Origin of the sequence: Rhodococcus erythropolis NBRC 15567 (assembly GCF_001552595.1) — a bacterium.
Classification (GTDB): domain Bacteria; phylum Actinomycetota; class Actinomycetes; order Mycobacteriales; family Mycobacteriaceae; genus Rhodococcus_F; species Rhodococcus_F erythropolis.
In genome coordinates, this window is sequence record NZ_BCRM01000045.1 from 8,721 (window position 1) to 27,819 (window position 19,099).

Sequence of the window (19,099 nt, forward strand, 5' to 3'; positions counted from 1 at the left end):
CGGCGGCGTCAGCTCAGAGTCCACGTCGCGGGATCACAGGCCAGGCGTAGATCAGGCAGACCTCCTTCGACGACATCTGTGAAGACGTCTGTCGGACCAACCGCGTGCGAAACCCACTCCTCTTCAAGGAGCTCGTGTACCTCTGCGTCCTTCGCCTCTTCCGAGGAAAGAAGTACGACGCCACCGACCGCCCCGCCAAGCAGAATCGTCAGAACCGATGTTTCATCGTCGTCGGGACCGAAGTACATCAAACGCGATTCGTAGTCGACGTCGTGCTTTTGCGACATAGCATCCAACTTCGCTGCGAGCTCTCCATGGGTGATCTGGTCAGAGTGTGATCCGGTAACCACGACCGCGACGTCGTCCCCACTCAGCGGACGAAGCCGATCCGTGTAGTTCACGGAACGACTCGAATACGACGCCACCAATTCGACAACCCCGGACTCGTTCAGGTCGAGGATCGTATCCAGCGCGACATCAGAATCTGCACTGCCCGAAGTCAGCGTCAAGGCCACACTCGGGTTTGTTCCTCTTCCAGGCGTACGCGCTGCTCCTGTTGTAGTTCCCACGAGTACTGCCGCGCCTGCTTTGGACAGCGCCCAGATCGCCACTACCAGTTCGATGCCACGCAGCCCTGTCATCGCAACTGCGTCACCCGGGCCGATCCCAAGACTGATGAGGTGGCGCGCAAGGCGAGATGATCGTGCATCGACCTCGTGGTATGTCACTTCCTCTTCATCGCACACGACTGCTACGGCGTCAGGATCAGCCTCAACGGAGTTCGCCAATCGCTGTGGCACGAGTCGGCCCGTCGAAGCGCCAACGGCCGGGGGTGGCGTTGTGTCCACGGAGCCGAGGACTTCTGCTCGTTCGGAGTCGGTGAGCAGTTCGATGTCACCGATCGGACGTGAAGGATCCGAGGACACCCGATCGAGAACGCGTACGAATCGCTCGACATGTGCGTCGGCGGTCGCTTGGTCGAAAAGATCGGCGGCGAAAACCAAATGGCCAATCAGTCCTCCTGTGATCGGATCAGAACTGAGATTGAGTTGGAGGTCGAACTTCGCAGTCGCCTCCACACCCTCGACTGCCGAGATCTTCAGATCCGGCAGACTGAACTCGGCTCCTGCCATCGGTTCGACCGACAGTGCAACCTGGAAAAGCTCGTTCGCTGACGCCGACAACGCGCCGGTAACTTCCTCGAACGGTATGTCGCCGTTCGCAAATGCCTCGAGATCGACATTTCGAACCAGCGAGACCAATTCGCCGAATCCTGCTCCGAGGTCCGGAGCGGTCCTGAGTGCGAGCGTGTTGACGAACATTCCGACTATGTCGTCCAGTTGCTGCTCACCTCGCCCGGCTACAACTGTTCCGATCGCGAAATCTCGGCTTCCGCTCAACCGTGAGATGAGAACTGCAAGCGCGGCATGCACAACCATGAACAATGTGGCGTTGTGTTCGCGCGCAATCTCGTTGAGCCGCGTCGCCGTGTCCGCACTGACGGAGAACTCCGAGACACCGGCCTTTGCAGACATCTGCGCGGGTCGCTGACGGTCGGAAGGCAATCCGGGCGTCGACGACACACCGTTCAACGTCCGGCGCCAGAAGTCGAGTTGCTGTGCAGCCTGCGAGCCGATCTCGTCGACGCTACCGAGCACTTCGCGCTGCCAGATCGCGAAGTCCGCGTACTGAACAGTCAACGGCGTCCACGACGGCGCGGTACCGCGCATGCGGGCCTCATAGGCGACCATCATGTCTCGGGCCAGAGGTCCCATCGATTCACCGTCAGCGGCGATGTGATGAGCGACCAAGACGAATATGAAGTCTGCCGGCCCCAACTCGCGCAACCCAGTGCGTACAGGTACTTCCTGAGCGACGTCGAATCCGGTCGTCACCAACTCCACGACGCGATTGAACGCCGCGGCCTCGTCGTCCACCTGAATCGTTTCGAGAGGCGAAAGGAGTTCGTCGATCGCGACGATCTTCTGAACCGGCCCTTCGATGTCACTCGGGTAGCTGGTCCGGAGCGACTCATGTCGAACCAAAACGTCGTGAAGAGCCTGGCGCAAAGCCGCGACATCCAAGTTCCCTGTCAATCGCAGAGCCAACGGAATGTTGTATGCCGCAGAACCGGGATCCATCTGGTTTACCAACCACATTCGCTGCTGGGCCAAGGACAGAGGAAGACGTTCTGGACGTTCCCGCGCCTCCAACTCCATCCTCGCACCGGAACCTGCGGTCTTTTGCGCTACTGCAGCCAAACCTTCCACTGTCGAGTTCTCGAACAGCACGCGCACCGGGACCTGCGCATCGAGCGCCTGTCCCAATCTTGCTGCCAACCTGGTAGCGATCAACGAATTACCACCCAGCGCAAAGAAATCGTCATCCAGACCGACCCGCTCCGCGCCCAACACATCTCCGAACACCGACGCAACAATTTCCTGCACCGCTGTGACCGGCGCCCGAAACTCTGCTGCCTCGAATACCGGTGACGGGAGAGCCTTTCGATCCAATTTGCCCGAAGCATTGAGAGGAAGCTCGTCGAGGACAAGAACCTTCGAGGGCACCATGTACGTCGGAAGCACGGCCCGGGCAGACTCCAGAACTTCGGACGCATCTACTGCAGTTCCCACGACATACCCGACCAGGCTGTCGCCGAACGTCGCATCGCTGTGCAGGACGACCACCGCATCTGAAACCGCCTCGTGCGAGATCAGAGCAGATTCGATCTCGCCGAGTTCGATACGCTGCCCCCGCAGTTTGACCTGGAAATCCGATCGGCCGATGTACTCGAGCTCGCCCCGACCGTTCCACCTGACGAGGTCGCCGGTTCGATACAACCTGCTGCCGCCATCTGAGGCGCCCCTTTCCCCGCCCGCAAAGGGGTTGGCGACGAAACGCTCCGCCGTCAACGCTGCTCGGTTTCCGTATCCGCGACCGACACCGACACCACCGACATACAACTCGCCGATCACGCCCGGCGGCACCATACCCAACGACCGATCCAGAACGAACAGATCCATGTTCGGCACCGGTGCACCGATCGGAACGCTGACGGTGTCATGCGCAGTCACTGCGTGGAACGAGACCACGTCCGACGCTTCCGTCGGGCCGTAACTGTTCACCAGGCGTACGCCGCCTGACAACAAACTGCCAAGACGATTGAGCCGGATCGACTCGCCTCCAAGGAACACAACATCGAGAACGCTCAGAGCAGACTCCTCATCGGAATCCACCACGGCTTCGAATGCGCTCGGCGACATGTTCGCCACTGCGACGTCACCGTGCCCGACGCGAGCGACGATCGCATCCGGATCGAAACCGTCTGAGGCAAGCACTGCGGTCCGACCGCTGCTCAGCGCTGCCCAGACGTTCTTCTGCGTCAGGTCGAAACTGGGTGAAGACGCGATCAAAAGAGCACCAGTTTCGGGCAACTCGCTGCGATACCAGGCCACCGTATTCTCGATGCCCGCCATCGGCACCAACGTCGGCTTCGGACGACCAGTCGAACCGGATGTCGAAATGACATACCCCAAGCGGTCCCCCGCACCGAGCTCACGCCATCGATCCGTCGGCCCCTCCACAATCGGCGAATCGCGAATGATGCTGTCGAGGACGATGACGTCCACCGCCAGATCGAGAGTCGTCGTACTCACCGCACATCGGGCGCCAGTGTCGGCAATTATCGCTTCGATCCGATCCTGTGGGTACGACGGATCGATCGGCCCGTACGCAGCACCCGCCTTCCACGCCGCCAACATACCTACGACCCACTCGACCGACCTCGGCACGATCAACGCGACGACGTCATCCGGACCGACGCCGGCCGCCGTCAATCGCTCGGCCACCACGTTTGCGTAGGCGTCGAGTTGCCCGTAGGTCAGCGCCTCGCCATCGCACTCGACGGCAAGAGAATCAGGGGTCTGCCCAACCTGTTCGTCGAACATCGCAGTCAGGGAGGCCCCTGCCAACGCTGTGCGCCCACCAGTGGACCAGCTGAGAAGGTTGCTGCGCTCAGCAGCAGTAAGTACGTCGATATCACCCAACCGAACTGACGGATCGACGGTGATCGCAGCAAGGATGCGCCCGAACCTGTCGGCAAAGCCAGCCACAGTCGACTCGTCGAACAGATCCGTCGCATACGTGAATTGCGCCGCCATCCCCGCCGGCGCACCGGACTCGTCGAACTGCTCGACCATGGTCAACTGCAGATCGAACTTCGCCGCCACGGTGTTGGCGTCGACGCCCGCAACTGTCAGATCACCAAGTCGAAGCACCGACTGCTCCATGTTCTGGAACGACAGCATCACCTGGAACAACGGATTGCGCGCCTGCGACCGCGCCGGATTGAGCACCTCCACCAAACGCTCGAATGGGAGATCTACATGCGCAAACGCACCCAGATCACCCTCACGAACCCGGCCCAACAACTCCGAGAACGACTCCGAAGAATCCACCTCCGTTCGCAACACCAACGTATTGACGAACATCCCGATCAAATCATCGAGAACCTGCTCACCACGACCCGCCACCGGAGTACCGATCGCAATATCGGACGTACTCGACAACCGCGCCAACAACACCGCCAACGCCGCATGCACCACCATGAACAACGACGAATTCGACTCACGCGCTATCTTTTTCAGAGACGAATGCTCAATTTCTCCGATGACGAACGCATGCTTGGCCCCACGATTGGACGCCACCGCAGGCCGCGGACGATCAGCCGGCAAATCCAACTGATCCGGCAACCCCGCCAACGCCGACTCCCAGAACCCGATCTGACGCGAAATCAACGACCCCGCATCATCTTCCGAACCAAGAGTCTCCCGCTGCCACAACGCGTAATCCGCATACTGCACCGCCAACGGCGCCCACCCCGGAACCTCACCCCGAGAACGAGCCTCGTACGCCACCATCACATCACGCGTCAACGGCCCCATCGACACACCATCACCACTGATGTGATGAACCACCAACGCCAACACGAACTCCGACTCCGACACCGCGAACAACCGCGCCCGAACCGGAACCTCCACCGCCACATCGAAACCGGTCGACAAAAACTCCGTCACCGCACCAACGACATCGGACTCCGACACCACAACCGGCGACAAATCCAACCGCACCCGATCCGCCGACAACACCTCCTGGAAGCCGACACCGTCGACCTCCGGATACACCGTCCGCAAAATCTCATGCCGCGCAACAACATCCGACACAGCAGCATCCAACGCCGCCACATCCAACAACCCCGACAACCGAATCGCCACCGGAATATTGTTCGCCGACGACGTCGTATCGAAACGGTTCAAGAACCACATCCGCTGCTGCGCCAACGACAACGGCACCCGCTCCGGACGCACCCGAGCCGTCAACGCCGCCCGCGCACCCGAACCGATCTCCGACTCCATCCGTGCGGCCAACAACTCCACCGACGACGCCTCGAACAACACCCGCACCGGAACCTGCGCATCGAGCGCCTGCCCCAACCGAGCTGCCATTCGAGTAGCGATCAAAGAGTTTCCGCCGAGTGCGAAGAAGTCGTCATCGAGACCCACTCGCTCGACCCCGAGTACCGCCGAGAAAACAGAAGCGACAATTTGCTCTACCGGCGTGACCGGGGCCCGGAAGACCGCAGCCTCGAATACCGGCTCCGGCAACAACTTCCGATCCAACTTCCCAGAGGAGTTCAGAGGAAACTCGTCCAAGATCATGATCACGTTCGGAATCATGTAGACAGGTAGCGATTCAGGAAGCGCATTCCTCAGGGCTTCTACGTCGACCACAGAATCCGGGACAGCGATCACATACGCGACCAACTGATCGCCCATATCGGTGGATGCCACAGTGACCACACACTGAGCTACCGTCGAGTGCGCCAGAAGAGCTGACTCAATCTCACCCAGTTCGATCCTCTGACCACGGAACTTGACCTGAAAATCGGTACGCCCGACATACTCGAGCTCGCCTGCGGTGTTCCACCACACCAGGTCCCCGGTGCGATACATCCGACTGCCACCGGCATTTACTTCACCGTTCGTGTCGCTCGCCTCCACAAATGGGTTCGCGACAAAGCGATCACTGGTGAGATCGGGTCGCGCGACATAACCGCGCGCAAGTTGATCACCGGCCAGATACAGCTCACCTGCAACGCCTACCGGCACCGGATGCAACCGACTATCCAACACGTAGACCTGCGAGTTCCACTCTGGCACACCGATCGGAGTACCTGTCGACTCCGATCCGTCGACCTCGTAGTAGGTGATCGAGACCGCAGCCTCGGTAGGGCCGTACACATTGTGCAAACCTGCAGAGGACACCCGAGCGAATGCACGCACCGTCTCGAGCGGCAATGCCTCACCGATCACGAATACGTCCCTCAGCGACACCAATGCGTGTTCCGGAACCGACGTCGCGAAGACGGTCAACATCGACGGAACGAAGTCCGTCAACGTCACCCGATGATCTTCGATCAGACCAGCCAGATACGCGGGATCTCGATGTCCGTCGTGAGATGCCAGCACCACTCTCGTACCGGACAGAAGCGCGGTGAAGTATCCCCACAACGAGACGTCGAATGTCGTTGCAGTCTTTTGCAGATAGACATCTTCTGTGCCGATGGCGTACTGATCCTGCATCCACAGGACCTGGTTCACGATGGCGTGATGCGAGACCGCAACGCCCTTGGGCTTGCCCGTGGAACCCGAGGTGAAGATCACGTAGGCGGCATTCACATCACGCAGTCGACCACGACGATCAGCATCGGAAACGACGGAAGGCGAATAGCTCGAGAGGTCAGCAGCATCGATCAACAGCACGTCGGCGCCGTTCGGCGCTACGAAAGCGTCCCTCGTCGTCGACAGCACACAGACTGGATCGGCCGTCGTGAGGATGTGCCCGATCCGCTCGGCGGGGTGATCGGGATCCAATGGCACGTAGGCTCCGCCCGCGGCGATCACCGCGTACATACCCACTACGAGATCGAGCGACCGACGCATCGCCAAGGCCACCAACGACTCGGGCCCAACACCATCGTCGATCAGCTTGCGTGCCAATTTGTTCACACGATCGGACACCTCGCCATAGGTCAGCGACTGGCCGTCGAACACCACGGCAACAGCATCGGGCGCCAACGCAACGCGAGTGTCGAACAGCGAAGCCAATGTCTCACTGTTCCCGACGTCACGTGCGGTGGAGTTGCGCGCAGTCAACAGCGACTCGCGCTCGGTCTCCTCCAACAGATCGATGTCACCCACAGTGATCGACGGATCCACGACCACCTGCTCGAGGATCCTGGTGAACCGATCGGCGAATCCACGAATCGTCGACTCGTCGAACAGATCTGTGGCGTATGCGAACTCGGCGAACATGCCGTCTTCGAGCGCATCTTCGACACGGGGAGCGAGAGTAAGTTGAAGATCGAATTTCGCGATACCGGCATCGAACTCGAGGCCCGACACCTCCAACCCCGAAAGCTCCAACGCATCCTGGGACATGTTCTGAAAGAACAGCGCGACCTGGAACAGCGGGTGATGTGCCTGCGATCGGGTGGGGTCCAGTACCTCGACCAATCGCTCGAACGGAACATCGCCGTTGCCGAGCGCCTGAAGGTCCGTCCTCCGCGTTGCCGAGACGAGTGCACTGAACGGACTGGCGAGGTCGACAGGAGTCCGCAGGACCAGCGTATTCACGAACATACCGATCACATCGTCGAGCGCCTTTTCGCCTCGCCCGGCAACCGGAGTACCGATCACGATGTCACTGGTACCGGACAACCTTGCGAGAAGCACGGCGAGGGCCGAATGCATCACCATGAACAGCGACGCGTTCCGCTCGCGTGCGAGTGAGTCCAAGCTCGACCGAAGCTCTTCGCTGACGGAGAAGCGGTACGTAGCGCCACGATTCGAGGCGACGACCGGGCGGGGGCGGTCAGCTGGTAACGCAAGCACTTCCGGAGAATCACGGAGGACGGAGCGCCAGTGGTCCAGCTGAGCCGAGATCAACGAATTCGGGTCGTCCTCGTCGCCGAGGACCTCCCGCTGCCAGAGGGCATAATCGGCGTACTGCACCTCGAGCGGAGTCCAATTCGGAACGCCGTTCGAAACCCGAGCGGCGTAGGCAACCATGACATCCCGAGTCAGCGGACGCATCGAGAACCCGTCCGCTGCGATGTGATGCACAACGAAGGCCAGAACGTACGAATTCTCAGCAAGTTCGAACAACCCGACGCGAACCGGAACGGTTGACGTCACGTCGAAACCCTGGAGCGCGAAACTCAGAAGTTCGTTGTGAACGCGTGAGGCGTCGATGACCTTCGGTGTCAGTTCAACCGGCACCTCGGACGACGGGAGGACTACCTGCTGCCCTTGCCCACCTTGCTCCGGGTAGACGGTCCGGAGCGATTCGTGGCGTTCGATTACATCCGAAATCGCATGACTCAGCGCCGAAACATTCAGGGCGCCTTTGATATTCAAGGCGATCGGAATGTTATTGACGGCAGAATCAGGATCGAAGCGGCTGAGGAACCACATTCGCTGCTGAGCTAGTGAGAGTGGGATCAACGCCGGCCGTGGGCGGGCCACGAGCGCGGCCCTCCCTCCTGCCCCTGCGATCAACTCAACCTGCGCTGCCAAACCTTCGACGGTCGAAGCCTCGAACAACACTCTCACCGGAACCTGAGTGTCGAGCGCTTGACCTACGCGAGCCACCAACTGCGTTGCGACCAAAGAGTTTCCGCCGAGCTCGAAGAAGTCGTCATCCAGACCGACCTGTTCCAACCGGAGAACATCTCCGAAGACGCCGGCCACAGCGATTTCGGCGACACTCGACGGTGCCCGAAACTCGCGCGCCACGAACACCGGATCCGGAAGAAGTTTCCGATCCAACTTCCCCGACACACCCAACGGCAACTCATCCAGCACCATCACCACCGCCGGCACCATGTAACCCGGCAGCCGACCCGCAACAACTCTCTTCAACTCGTCAACGTCCACCACACCACCAGCGGCCGTAACGTACGCAACCAACACATCCTCACGCACAACCACAACTACCGACGACACCGACTCGTGCTCACGAATCACCGACTCGATCTCACCGAGCTCGATCCGCAAACCGTGCAACTTCACCTGAAAGTCACTACGACCGATGTACTCCAACTCGCCCGACGCAGTCCACCGCACCACATCACCCGAGCGATACATCCGCCCACCATCACCCGAGAACGGATTCGCCACAAATCGATCCGACGACAAATCCGGCCGACCCACATATCCACGAGCCAGCTGAACACCCGCCAGATACAGCTCACCCGCAACACCTACCGGCACCGGACTCAATCGAGAGTCCAGAACAAACACCTGCGTATTCCATACCGGAGCACCGATCGGCACCCCCAGAACATCCGCCGGCACCACCTCGTGGAACGTCACATCCACCGCAGCCTCGGTCGGACCATACAAATTGTGCACCCCGACACCCGGCAACACAGCCCACACGTCGGCAACAACACTCGCCGGCAACGCCTCACCTGACGCGAACACCCGAGTCAACGAAACACACCCAGCCACAGACGAATCCGTCACGAAAACCTCGAGCATCGACGGCACGAAATGCACCGTCGTCACACCCTCCCCCACAATGACCGACGTCAAATACCGCGGATCACGATGCCCATCCGGCACGGCCACCACCAACCGAGCACCAACCTGCAACGGCCAGAACAACTCCCACACCGACACATCGAACGTGAACGGCGTCTTCTGCAACACCACATCCGACGAATCCAACCCGTACTCGTCCTGCATCCACGCCAACCGATTCACAATCGCCGCATGCGAAACCGACACGCCCTTCGGACGCCCCGTCGACCCCGACGTGAAAATCACATACGCCGCATTCCCCGACAGCAAAGGCGAGACCCGATCAATATCCGAAACAGGGTTATCCGAAAAACCAGACACATCAACAACATCAACCTCGACCACCGGCACCACACCGGCATCGAATCCAACGTCAGAGGTACTGATCACGCATACCGGCGACGCCGACTCCAACACGTACGCATTGCGCTCCGCAGGCTGATCCGGATCTACCGGAACATACCCACCGCCAGCCTTGAGCACGCCGTAAACCGCAACCAACAAATCAACCGACCGACGTACCGCAACACCCACCAACGACTCCGGCCCCACACCCACCGAAACCAGGTACCGGGCAAGACGATTCACCCGCGAATCGAACTCCGCATATGACAGCGAAACACCCTCGAACGACACAGCTACCGCATCCGGCGACGCCTCCACCTGAGCATCGAACACGTCCACCAACGACACATCCGCAACCTCATGCGCAGTGCCATTCCACGACTCGAGCACCAAAGATCGCTCACCCGAATCGAACATATCCACATCGCCAACCCGCACCGAGGGATCGGCAACCATTGCTTCGAGAACTGAAATCAACCGCTTTCCGATTGATTTGGCAGACGACTCGTCGAACAGGTCGGTCGCATAGACCAGTGCGACGGTCAAACCACCGACCTTGTCCGCGGTGTCCGATTCCCACACAGTGAATTGGAGGTCGAACTTCGCGGCCGACGACTCTACGTCCAGTCCGGAAATGCGCAGTCCCGGAACCTCCAGACTTTGCTGCATGCTCTGTCCCAAGTTCTGCAGCGAGAGCATCACCTGGAACAACGGGTTCCGTGCCTGAGACCGGGCGGGGTTGAGTACCTCCACCAGTCGTTCGAATGGCACATCGGCGTGCCCGAAGCCGCTGAGGTCGGATTCGCGCGCCCGCGAAATCATGTCCCGTGCCGAAGCTTCGAGATCAACCTCCGTGCGGAGGACGAGTGTGTTGACGAACATTCCGATCAGGTCGTCGAGAGCTTGATCGCCTCGACCGGCGACCGGTGTGCCGATCACGATGTCCGAAGTCCCGGACAACCGCGCCAGCAGAATCGCCACGGCACTGTGCAACACCATGAACAGGGATGCGTTGTTGTCCAGCGCAATTCGATTGAGAGCCTGGTGAAGGTCAGGCTCGATCGTGAATGTGTGCCCGGCTCCCCGGTTCGACGCGACGCGCGGGCGCGGGCGGTCCGACGGAAGATCGAGCTGATCGGGGATACCGGCCAACGCGTGGCGCCAGTAGTCGACCTGGCGAGTGATCAGAGAATCCGGGTCGTCCTCACTGCCGAGAACTTCGCGCTGCCACAGTGCAAAGTCGGCGAACTGTACGGGCAGCGGAGCCAGATCATGCGCAATTCCCTGTGTCCGAGACACATAGGACGAAACGATGTCCTTGGTCAACGGTCCCATGGAGAACCCGTCACCGCTGATGTGATGGACGACGAACACGAGGACAAATTCGTCGGCGGTGGGTTGGAAGAGTGCCGCCCGAATCGGAACCTCGGTGGTCACGTCGAACCCCGGGGTAACGAAGTCGGTCACGCGCTCGACGATCGCCGACTCGTCTACCCGTATGGGAGTCAGGTTCGGTACCACGGCTGCAAGGTCGACCAAGCGCTGATATCCGACGCCGTCGACCTCCGGGTACACGGTTCGAAGGATCTCGTGCCGCTCGATCAAATCTTCGAGCGCGCCCTGCAAGGCATCGACATCGAGCGCTCCGCTGAGACGCAGCGCGACCGGAATGTGGTCGACTGCCGATTCTGGTTCGAATCGGTTGAGGAACCACATGCGCTGCTGCGCCAAAGACAGCGGAACCAACTCGGGGCGCTCGCGAGGGATCAGGGGAACGTGAGCCTTGCGGTCTTCTGAGATTTTCGCTTCGTCGATGAAGACGGCAAGTTCTGCGGCGGTGGGTGCGTCGAAGAAGTTGCGCATGTCGATGGAGATGCCGTGTTCGGCATTGATCCGCGCAACCACGCGAGTGGCGAGCAACGAGTTGCCGCCCAGCTCGAAGAAGCCGTCGTCTGCCCCTACCCGATCCTGCCCGAGTAGATCGGCAAAGATCGCGACCACGCCGGCTTCGGTGGGTGTCGCAGGCTCGCGGTACTCGACCGTCTTCGACACGAATTCGGGTGCGGGCAAGGCTTTTCGATCCAGCTTGCCGCTGGCATTGAGCGGAAACTCGTCCAGTTCGACGAACATGGCAGGGACCATGTAGTCGGGTAGCCGTTCACCCAGCGACGACGTCAGAATCTCTGAATCGATGCCCTCGCCGACGATGTACGCGACCAAGTTGTCACCGATCGTTTCGTCCGAATGGACGATCACCACGGCTTGGGAAACACCTTCACAATCGAGCAGTGCCGCCTCGATCTCACCGAGTTCGATGCGCAGACCGCGGAGCTTGACCTGAAAGTCAGTGCGACCGATGTATTCGAGCTGGCGGTTCGCTCCGACGCCGCGCCAACGCACCAGGTCTCCGGTTCGATACATCCGCGATCCGTCGGTAGTGCCCGGCCGAGCCACGAAACGGTCTGCCGTGAGATCGGGACGCGACACGTATCCCCTGGCCAGCTGAATCCCGGCAAGATAGAGCTCTCCTGCCACTCCTGAAGGCGACGGCCGGAGCGCGTCGTCGAGCACCAGGAGTTCGGTGTCTGCCACGGCCGCGCCGATCGGCACGGACACCTGATCTCGCTCACCGGTTTCGTAATAAGTCACGTCGACGGCAGCCTCGGTCGGGCCGTACAGATTGTGGAGTCCAGCACTGCTGACCTCGCGCAGACGTGCCGCGGTTCGAGCCGGCAACGCCTCACCGGAAGCGAACACGTAGCGAAGGGTTTTGACCTGCGCAACAAGGGGTTCGGCGACGAACACGGCGAGCATCGACGGCACGAAGTGCACCGCCGTCACTCCGCGCTCGATCATCGTGCGAGCCACGTACACCGGATCACGATGTCCGTCGGGTTCCGCGATCACCAGCGATGCACCGACCTGCAGCGGCCAGAAGAACTCCCACACGGACACATCGAAAGTGAAGGGCGTCTTCTGCAAGATCACGTCGTCGGCAGTGAATCCGTACTCGGTCTGACGCCATTGCAGGTTCGCGACGATGGCACGGTGAGAGACTGCAACGCCTTTGGGGCGTCCGGTCGATCCGGACGTGAAGATGACATACGCAGTGTTGTCCGCGCGCAGCGGCGCCAACCGGTCGGCGTCGGTGACAGTTGTCTCGGCACGACCCGACAAGTCGAGGGTGTCGACGTCGAGCGTGGGCGTACCGTGCGGCAGCACCACGGCATCGGACGTACGTGTGAGCACAGCCGTGGGCTTCGCGATCTCGAGTACGTAAGCGAGACGGTCGGCAGGATGATCCGGGTCGAGTGGAACGTACGCGCCGCCGGCCTTGACGATCGCGTACATCGAGACGAGGAGATCGATCGATCGACGCATCGCGAGACCGACGAGGCTGTCCGGTCCGACACCTGCCGCGACGAGTTCACGGGCCAGGCGGTTCGCTCGCGCGTCGAACTGCGCGTAAGTGAGCTGCGTTCCGGCGTAATCCAGCGCGAGCGCATCCGGCGTCCGCTCGACCTGCTCGTCGAAGAGTCCGGCTAGGGTCACGTGTGCGTCGGCCTCGGACGCGACCTCGACGATCGAAGTGCCGTCTGCGATGAGCCGGTCGACCACCGCGCCGAGACCGTCGGCCTCGCTGGCGATCAGCTCCGGCAGCACCGTGGAAACGACAACAGGAACCAGGGCATCCGCCCCCAATGCCCCACCCATCGCGGTGTCGAGAGTGACCAACTCGTCATTGAGTCGTCCGTAGCTGATTTCGGTTCCACCGTGGCTCAGGGCCACACGATCAGGATCTACCGCCGCAACTGCAGCTACCAACTTCGGCAGATCTTCGATCGTCAGCGACTGCGGTCCCGGAATACCGACGGACATCTACACTTCCTCCAACTGACTTTCGTGAAGTGCGCCCCGGCCGAGCACAGCGTTCTGCTCGGCCGGAGGCGTTCACTGGGCAAATACTGAATGTTACCCGGCCGTACCCCCACGGCCCGCTGACACCGACTGTGCGTCAGCTATCACCGAGCTCACAAGTGTGGCGAGACCGTCGACGCCAAGTGCCGGCAGGATGCCCGGAACAAGGCCGGCGAGCGACACCGAAACCAGTGCATCGGGAGCCAGAGCAGCGCCCATGGCGGTACGCATGGCAACGAGTTTGGTCGACAACTCACCGAAGGTGACCGCCTGATCACCGTGGGTGAACGCAATTGCCTCAGGATCGGCGGCCGCCGCCGCGGCTGCCAGTTCGGGCAGATCTGCCGCGGACTTCGGCTCGGCAGCGCTCGCTTCCTCGCGTTCCTGATCGGTCACGATGTCGATCGTACGAATCACGACCCCGGGATCGGTCACCAGTTCTTCGAGCACCCGCCCGAATCGCGCCGCGAAAAGAGCGATGGTCGATTCGTCGAACAGGTCGGTCGCATAGGTGAAACGCATCCTCAGCCCGGACAGCACCCCGGCATCGTCGAATTGCTCGATACCGGTGAGCTGCAGATCGAACATCGCCTGATCGAAACCGCTGTCGACCGCAGAGAGTTCCAGGCCTGGGAGTTGGAACGTACCAAGAGCCATGTTCTGGAATGTGAGCATGACCTGGAAGAGCGGCGAGTATGCGTGAGAGCGCTCTCGCCCCAATTCGTCGACCAACCGCTCGAACGGTACGTCGGCATTGGCGAATGCCGACAAGTCCTTGTCCTTCACGTGCCCCAGAAGGTCGACGAAAGTCGAAGCAGGAGCGATCTCCGTTCGCAGGACCAAGGTGTTGACGAACATCCCGACAAGATCGTCGAGAGCCCGCTCACCTCGACCCGCGATCGGCGTACCGATTGCGATGTCGTTCGATCCACTCATCTTCGCCAGCAGCACGGACAGGGCAGTGTGAACCACCATGAAGACTGTCGAGTTCTGCTCCCGTGCGATCGTCGCGAGCCGGTCCGTGGTCTCGGAATCGACGGCAAACTCGAATTCCGCACCGCGCATGCTCGCGCGCGCCGGCCGCGGCCGGTCGGTCGGCAGTTCCAGAAGCTCCGGAGTGCCCTTGAGCTCGTTCACCCAGTACGCGAGTTGACGGCCCAGCTGACTGTCCGCGTCCTCCGGCGATCCGAGGACATCACGCTGCCACAGCGTGTAGTCGGCGTACTGCACCTCGAGCGGAGCCCACTCCGGCGTCTCCCCGCCGGTACGTGCGGTGTACGCAACCATGGTGTCTCTGATCAACGGAGCCATCGAGAAGCCGTCACCGCTGATGTGGTGAATGACAACGACGAGGACCCGCTCGGATTCGTCGACCTCGAAGAGACGGATTCGCAACGGAACGGCTGTCGTGACATCGAAGCCCTCGCGAACTGTGTCAGCCACCTGCTCGGCGACCGACGCTTCGTCGGTTGCGATCACTTCCAGTCCCACCGTCGCTGCGGAGCGAGGCAGGATCATCTGAACCGGTCCGTTGCCCTGGTCCGGGTATACCGTCCGGAGCACTTCGTGACGCTCGATCAGATCCGACACCGCGGAGTGAAGTGCGTCGACATCGAGAGCGCCGGACAACCGGATCGCGACCGGGATGTTGTACGCACCCGAGGTCTTGTCGAACTGATTGAGCACCCACATACGTTGCTGCGCCAACGACAGCGGGATCTCGTGCGGACGCACCTGGGCCACCAACGGTGGGCGGCCACCCGATCCCGCGTGTTCGAGAACCCTCGACGCCAATGCCCCGACAGTCGAGGCCTCGAAGATCACACGGACCGGAATCTGCGCGTCCAACGCCTCACCCAGCCTCGACACGACCTGCGTCGCGACGAGAGAGTTTCCGCCGAGCTCGAAGAAGTCGTCGTCGAGGCCGACCCTCGCCACACCGAGTACGTCAGCGAACACACCCGCCACGATCTCTTCGACGGGGTTGGTCGGCGCACGGAATTCGGTCGCCTCGAATTCGGGGTCGGGCAGGGCTTTGCGATCGACCTTGCCGTTGATGTTGAGCGGTAGTTCGTCCAAGACCATCAATGCCGCCGGCACCATGTAACTCGGCAACTCAGCCACAAGAGTCCGCTTCAAGGTTTCGACATCGATGCTTTCCCCGCTTTGAGGAACGACGTAGCCGACAAGTCGATCACCGGTACGCGCATCCGACTTGGCCACCACCACAGCGGAGTCCACGCTGGCCTGCTTGCGAAGAAGCGCTTCGATCTCACCGAGTTCGATGCGGTAGCCACGGATCTTGACCTGGAAGTCGGCGCGCTCCACGTAGTCGAGTTCGCCGTTCTGCGTCCACCGGACGAGGTCGCCCGTGCGGTACAACCGCGAACCCGCGTCACCGAAGACGTTGGCCACAAATCGTTCCGACGTCAGATCCGCGCGCCCGTGATAGCCGCGAGCAAGCTGAGCACCGGCGAGGTAAAGCTCCCCGGTGACTCCGACGGGGACCGGATGCAAACGCGTGTCGAGCACGAACACCTGCGTGTTCCATTCGGGGGCACCGATCGGCACCGACGTCGTATCGTCCGAACCGACGACGTGCGCTGTCACCGAGACCGCGGCCTCGGTCGGACCGTACAGATTCACCAACTGCGCGTCGCTGAGTTCTGCAAACTCGGTGGCCGTCGCGGCCGGCAACGCTTCACCGATCGCGAGCACCTGACGAAGCGATTCCGGAAGACTATTTTCCGACGCCGACTGCAACATCGCGAGCATCGACGGCACCACGTGGAGCGTCGTGACCTTCTCCCGCGTCATCAGGTCGAGCAGGTAGCTCGGGTCCTTGTGACCTTCAGGTTCGGCGATCACCAGTCGTGCACCGGAAGTCAGTGCCGACCAGAACTCCCAGACCGAGAGGTCGAAGGTTGCCGCCGTCTTGAGCACCATCGCATCGGATCGGTCCAGGCCGTACTGATCGCGCTTCCAGAGAATCTGGTTGACCACCGCCCGATGCGAGATCGCGACGCCCTTCGGCCGCCCCGTCGATCCCGACGTGAAGATCACATAGGCGGTGTTGTCCGCTCGCAGTGGAGCACTGCGATCCCTATCGGTAACCATCGCGTCCGCGTAGGACGCGAGATCGATCGTGTCCATCTCGATCACAGAATCACCGAACGCCGGATTCTTCGCAGTGGTCGAGGTAGTGAGGACGCAGACCGGATCTGCCATGGTCAACACGTACTCGATGCGATCGGCCGGGTGGTTCGGATCGATCGGTACGTATCCACCACCTGCCTTCACCACCGCGTACATGGCGACCAACAGTTCGACCGATCGCTCGATTGCCAACGCGACCAACGACTCCGGACCGACACCGGTTGCAATCAGATGGCGTGCGAGACGGTTGACACGTGCATCGAACTCGGCGTAGGTCAGCGACGTGTTCCCGGCGACCAATGCCACCGCACCTGGGTTCGAACCGACCTGCTCGTCGAACAGTTCGACCAGAGTGGCTCCCGGGACGGGGTGATCGGTGTCGTTCCAGCGGTTCAGGATCCGGTCGCTCTCGGACGAATCCATCAGCGCGAAGTCGCCGACGGTCAACGACGGATCCGACGCGATCTCCCCGAGCAATCGCACGAATCGATCGGCGAAGTCCTGCACGGTCGACTCGTCGAACAGATCATGCGCGTAGCTGAACATCGACGTGATGCCGGCTGCAGATCCGTTGGCGTCGTAACGATCACTGACGATCAACTGAAGATCGAACTGCGCGACCCCATTGTCGATATCGACGCCCTTGACGGTGAGTCCCGGAAGCTCAAGCCCTCCGGTTTCCATGTTCTGGAACAGGAAGCCGACCTGATAGAGCGGATGACGAGCGGTCGAACGCGGAGGGTTGAGCACCTCCACGAGTCGCTCGAACGGAACGTCCGAATGTGCGAACGCTTGAAGGTCGGTCTCCCTGACACGTCCGAGCAGGTCGAGGAACGGCGCACCGCTGTCGATCTGCGTACGGAACACCAAGGTGTTCACGAACATGCCGATGAGATCGTCGAGTGCCCGCTCACCGCGTCCGGCAATGGGCGTACCCACCGCGATGTCCTCGGTTCCGGACAGTCGAGCCAACAGCATCGCGAACGCAGTGTGCGTGAGCATGAACAGCGTCGAATTGTTTGCCCTGGCAAGACCGCTCAGCCGAGCATGCAACTCTGCATTGATATCGAAGTGCAGGTAACCGCCGCGGAAGGACTGCGTCGCGGGGCGCGGCCGGTCAGCTGGAAGTGCAAGCTGATCAGGCAGCCCGGCGAGAGCATCGCTCCAGTACGCAATCTGCTGCGAAGCGATAGATCCCGGGTCTTCCTCACGGCCCAGCACCTCTCGCTGCCACAGGCTGTAGTCGGCGTACTGAACGTCGAGAGGAGCCCAGGACGGTGTGTACCCGGCAACCCGCGAGGCGTATGCGGTCACGACATCTCGAGCGAACGGTGCCATCGAGGAACCGTCGGCGGAAATATGATGAATCGCGACACCGAGTACGTATTCGTCGGAAGCCAACTGGAACAACCGGATACGAATCGGGATCTCGCGTGTGACGTCGAAGCGCGTCGACGCCAGCGCGACCAACTCACCTTCGAGTTCGTCCACGCCGGTCGGTTCTGCGACGATTTCGTCCGACCAACTCGACACGGGCTTGACGACCTGCACCGGACCGTCTCCGATTTCCGGGTAGACGGTTCGAAGTGATTCGTGCCGCCCGATCACATCAGAGATGGCCGCGCTCAGCGCCGAGACATCGAGATCACCCTGAAGGCGCAGCGCCATCGGGATGTTGTATGCAGCAGCGCTCCCGTCGAATCGGTTGAGGAACCACATACGCTGCTGCGCCAACGAAAGCGGAATCCGCTCTGGCCGTTCGACAGCGGTCAGCGCGACTCGCCCACCCGAACCGGTCCGGCTTTCGGCATGTGCCGCGAGATCCTGCACCGTGGACGCTTCGAACAGAACTCGAACCGAAAGTTCGGTATCGAGAGCATCGGCGATTCGCTTGATCGTGCGAGTGGCGTTGAGGGAGTTGCCGCCGAGCTCGAAGAAATCGTCATCGAGACCCACCCGATCAACACCCAACACCTCAGCGAACACCGACGCGACGATCTCCTCCACCGCCGTCACCGGAGCCCTGAACACCGCGG

Annotated in this window: 2 protein-coding genes; both read right to left on the reverse strand. The window is 61.2% G+C overall.

Annotated elements, in window-relative coordinates; all coding sequences use genetic code 11:
* Positions 1-8: 8 nt before the first annotated feature.
* Entirely contained in the window at positions 9-13,868 is a 13,860-nt protein-coding gene (locus RE4_RS29900) for a non-ribosomal peptide synthetase (RefSeq protein ID WP_060939871.1), read from the reverse strand.
* A gap of 93 nt (positions 13,869-13,961) precedes the next feature.
* A partial coding sequence (locus RE4_RS29905) for a non-ribosomal peptide synthetase (RefSeq protein WP_155717001.1) occupies positions 13,962-19,099 on the reverse strand: 5,138 nt, incomplete at its 5' end.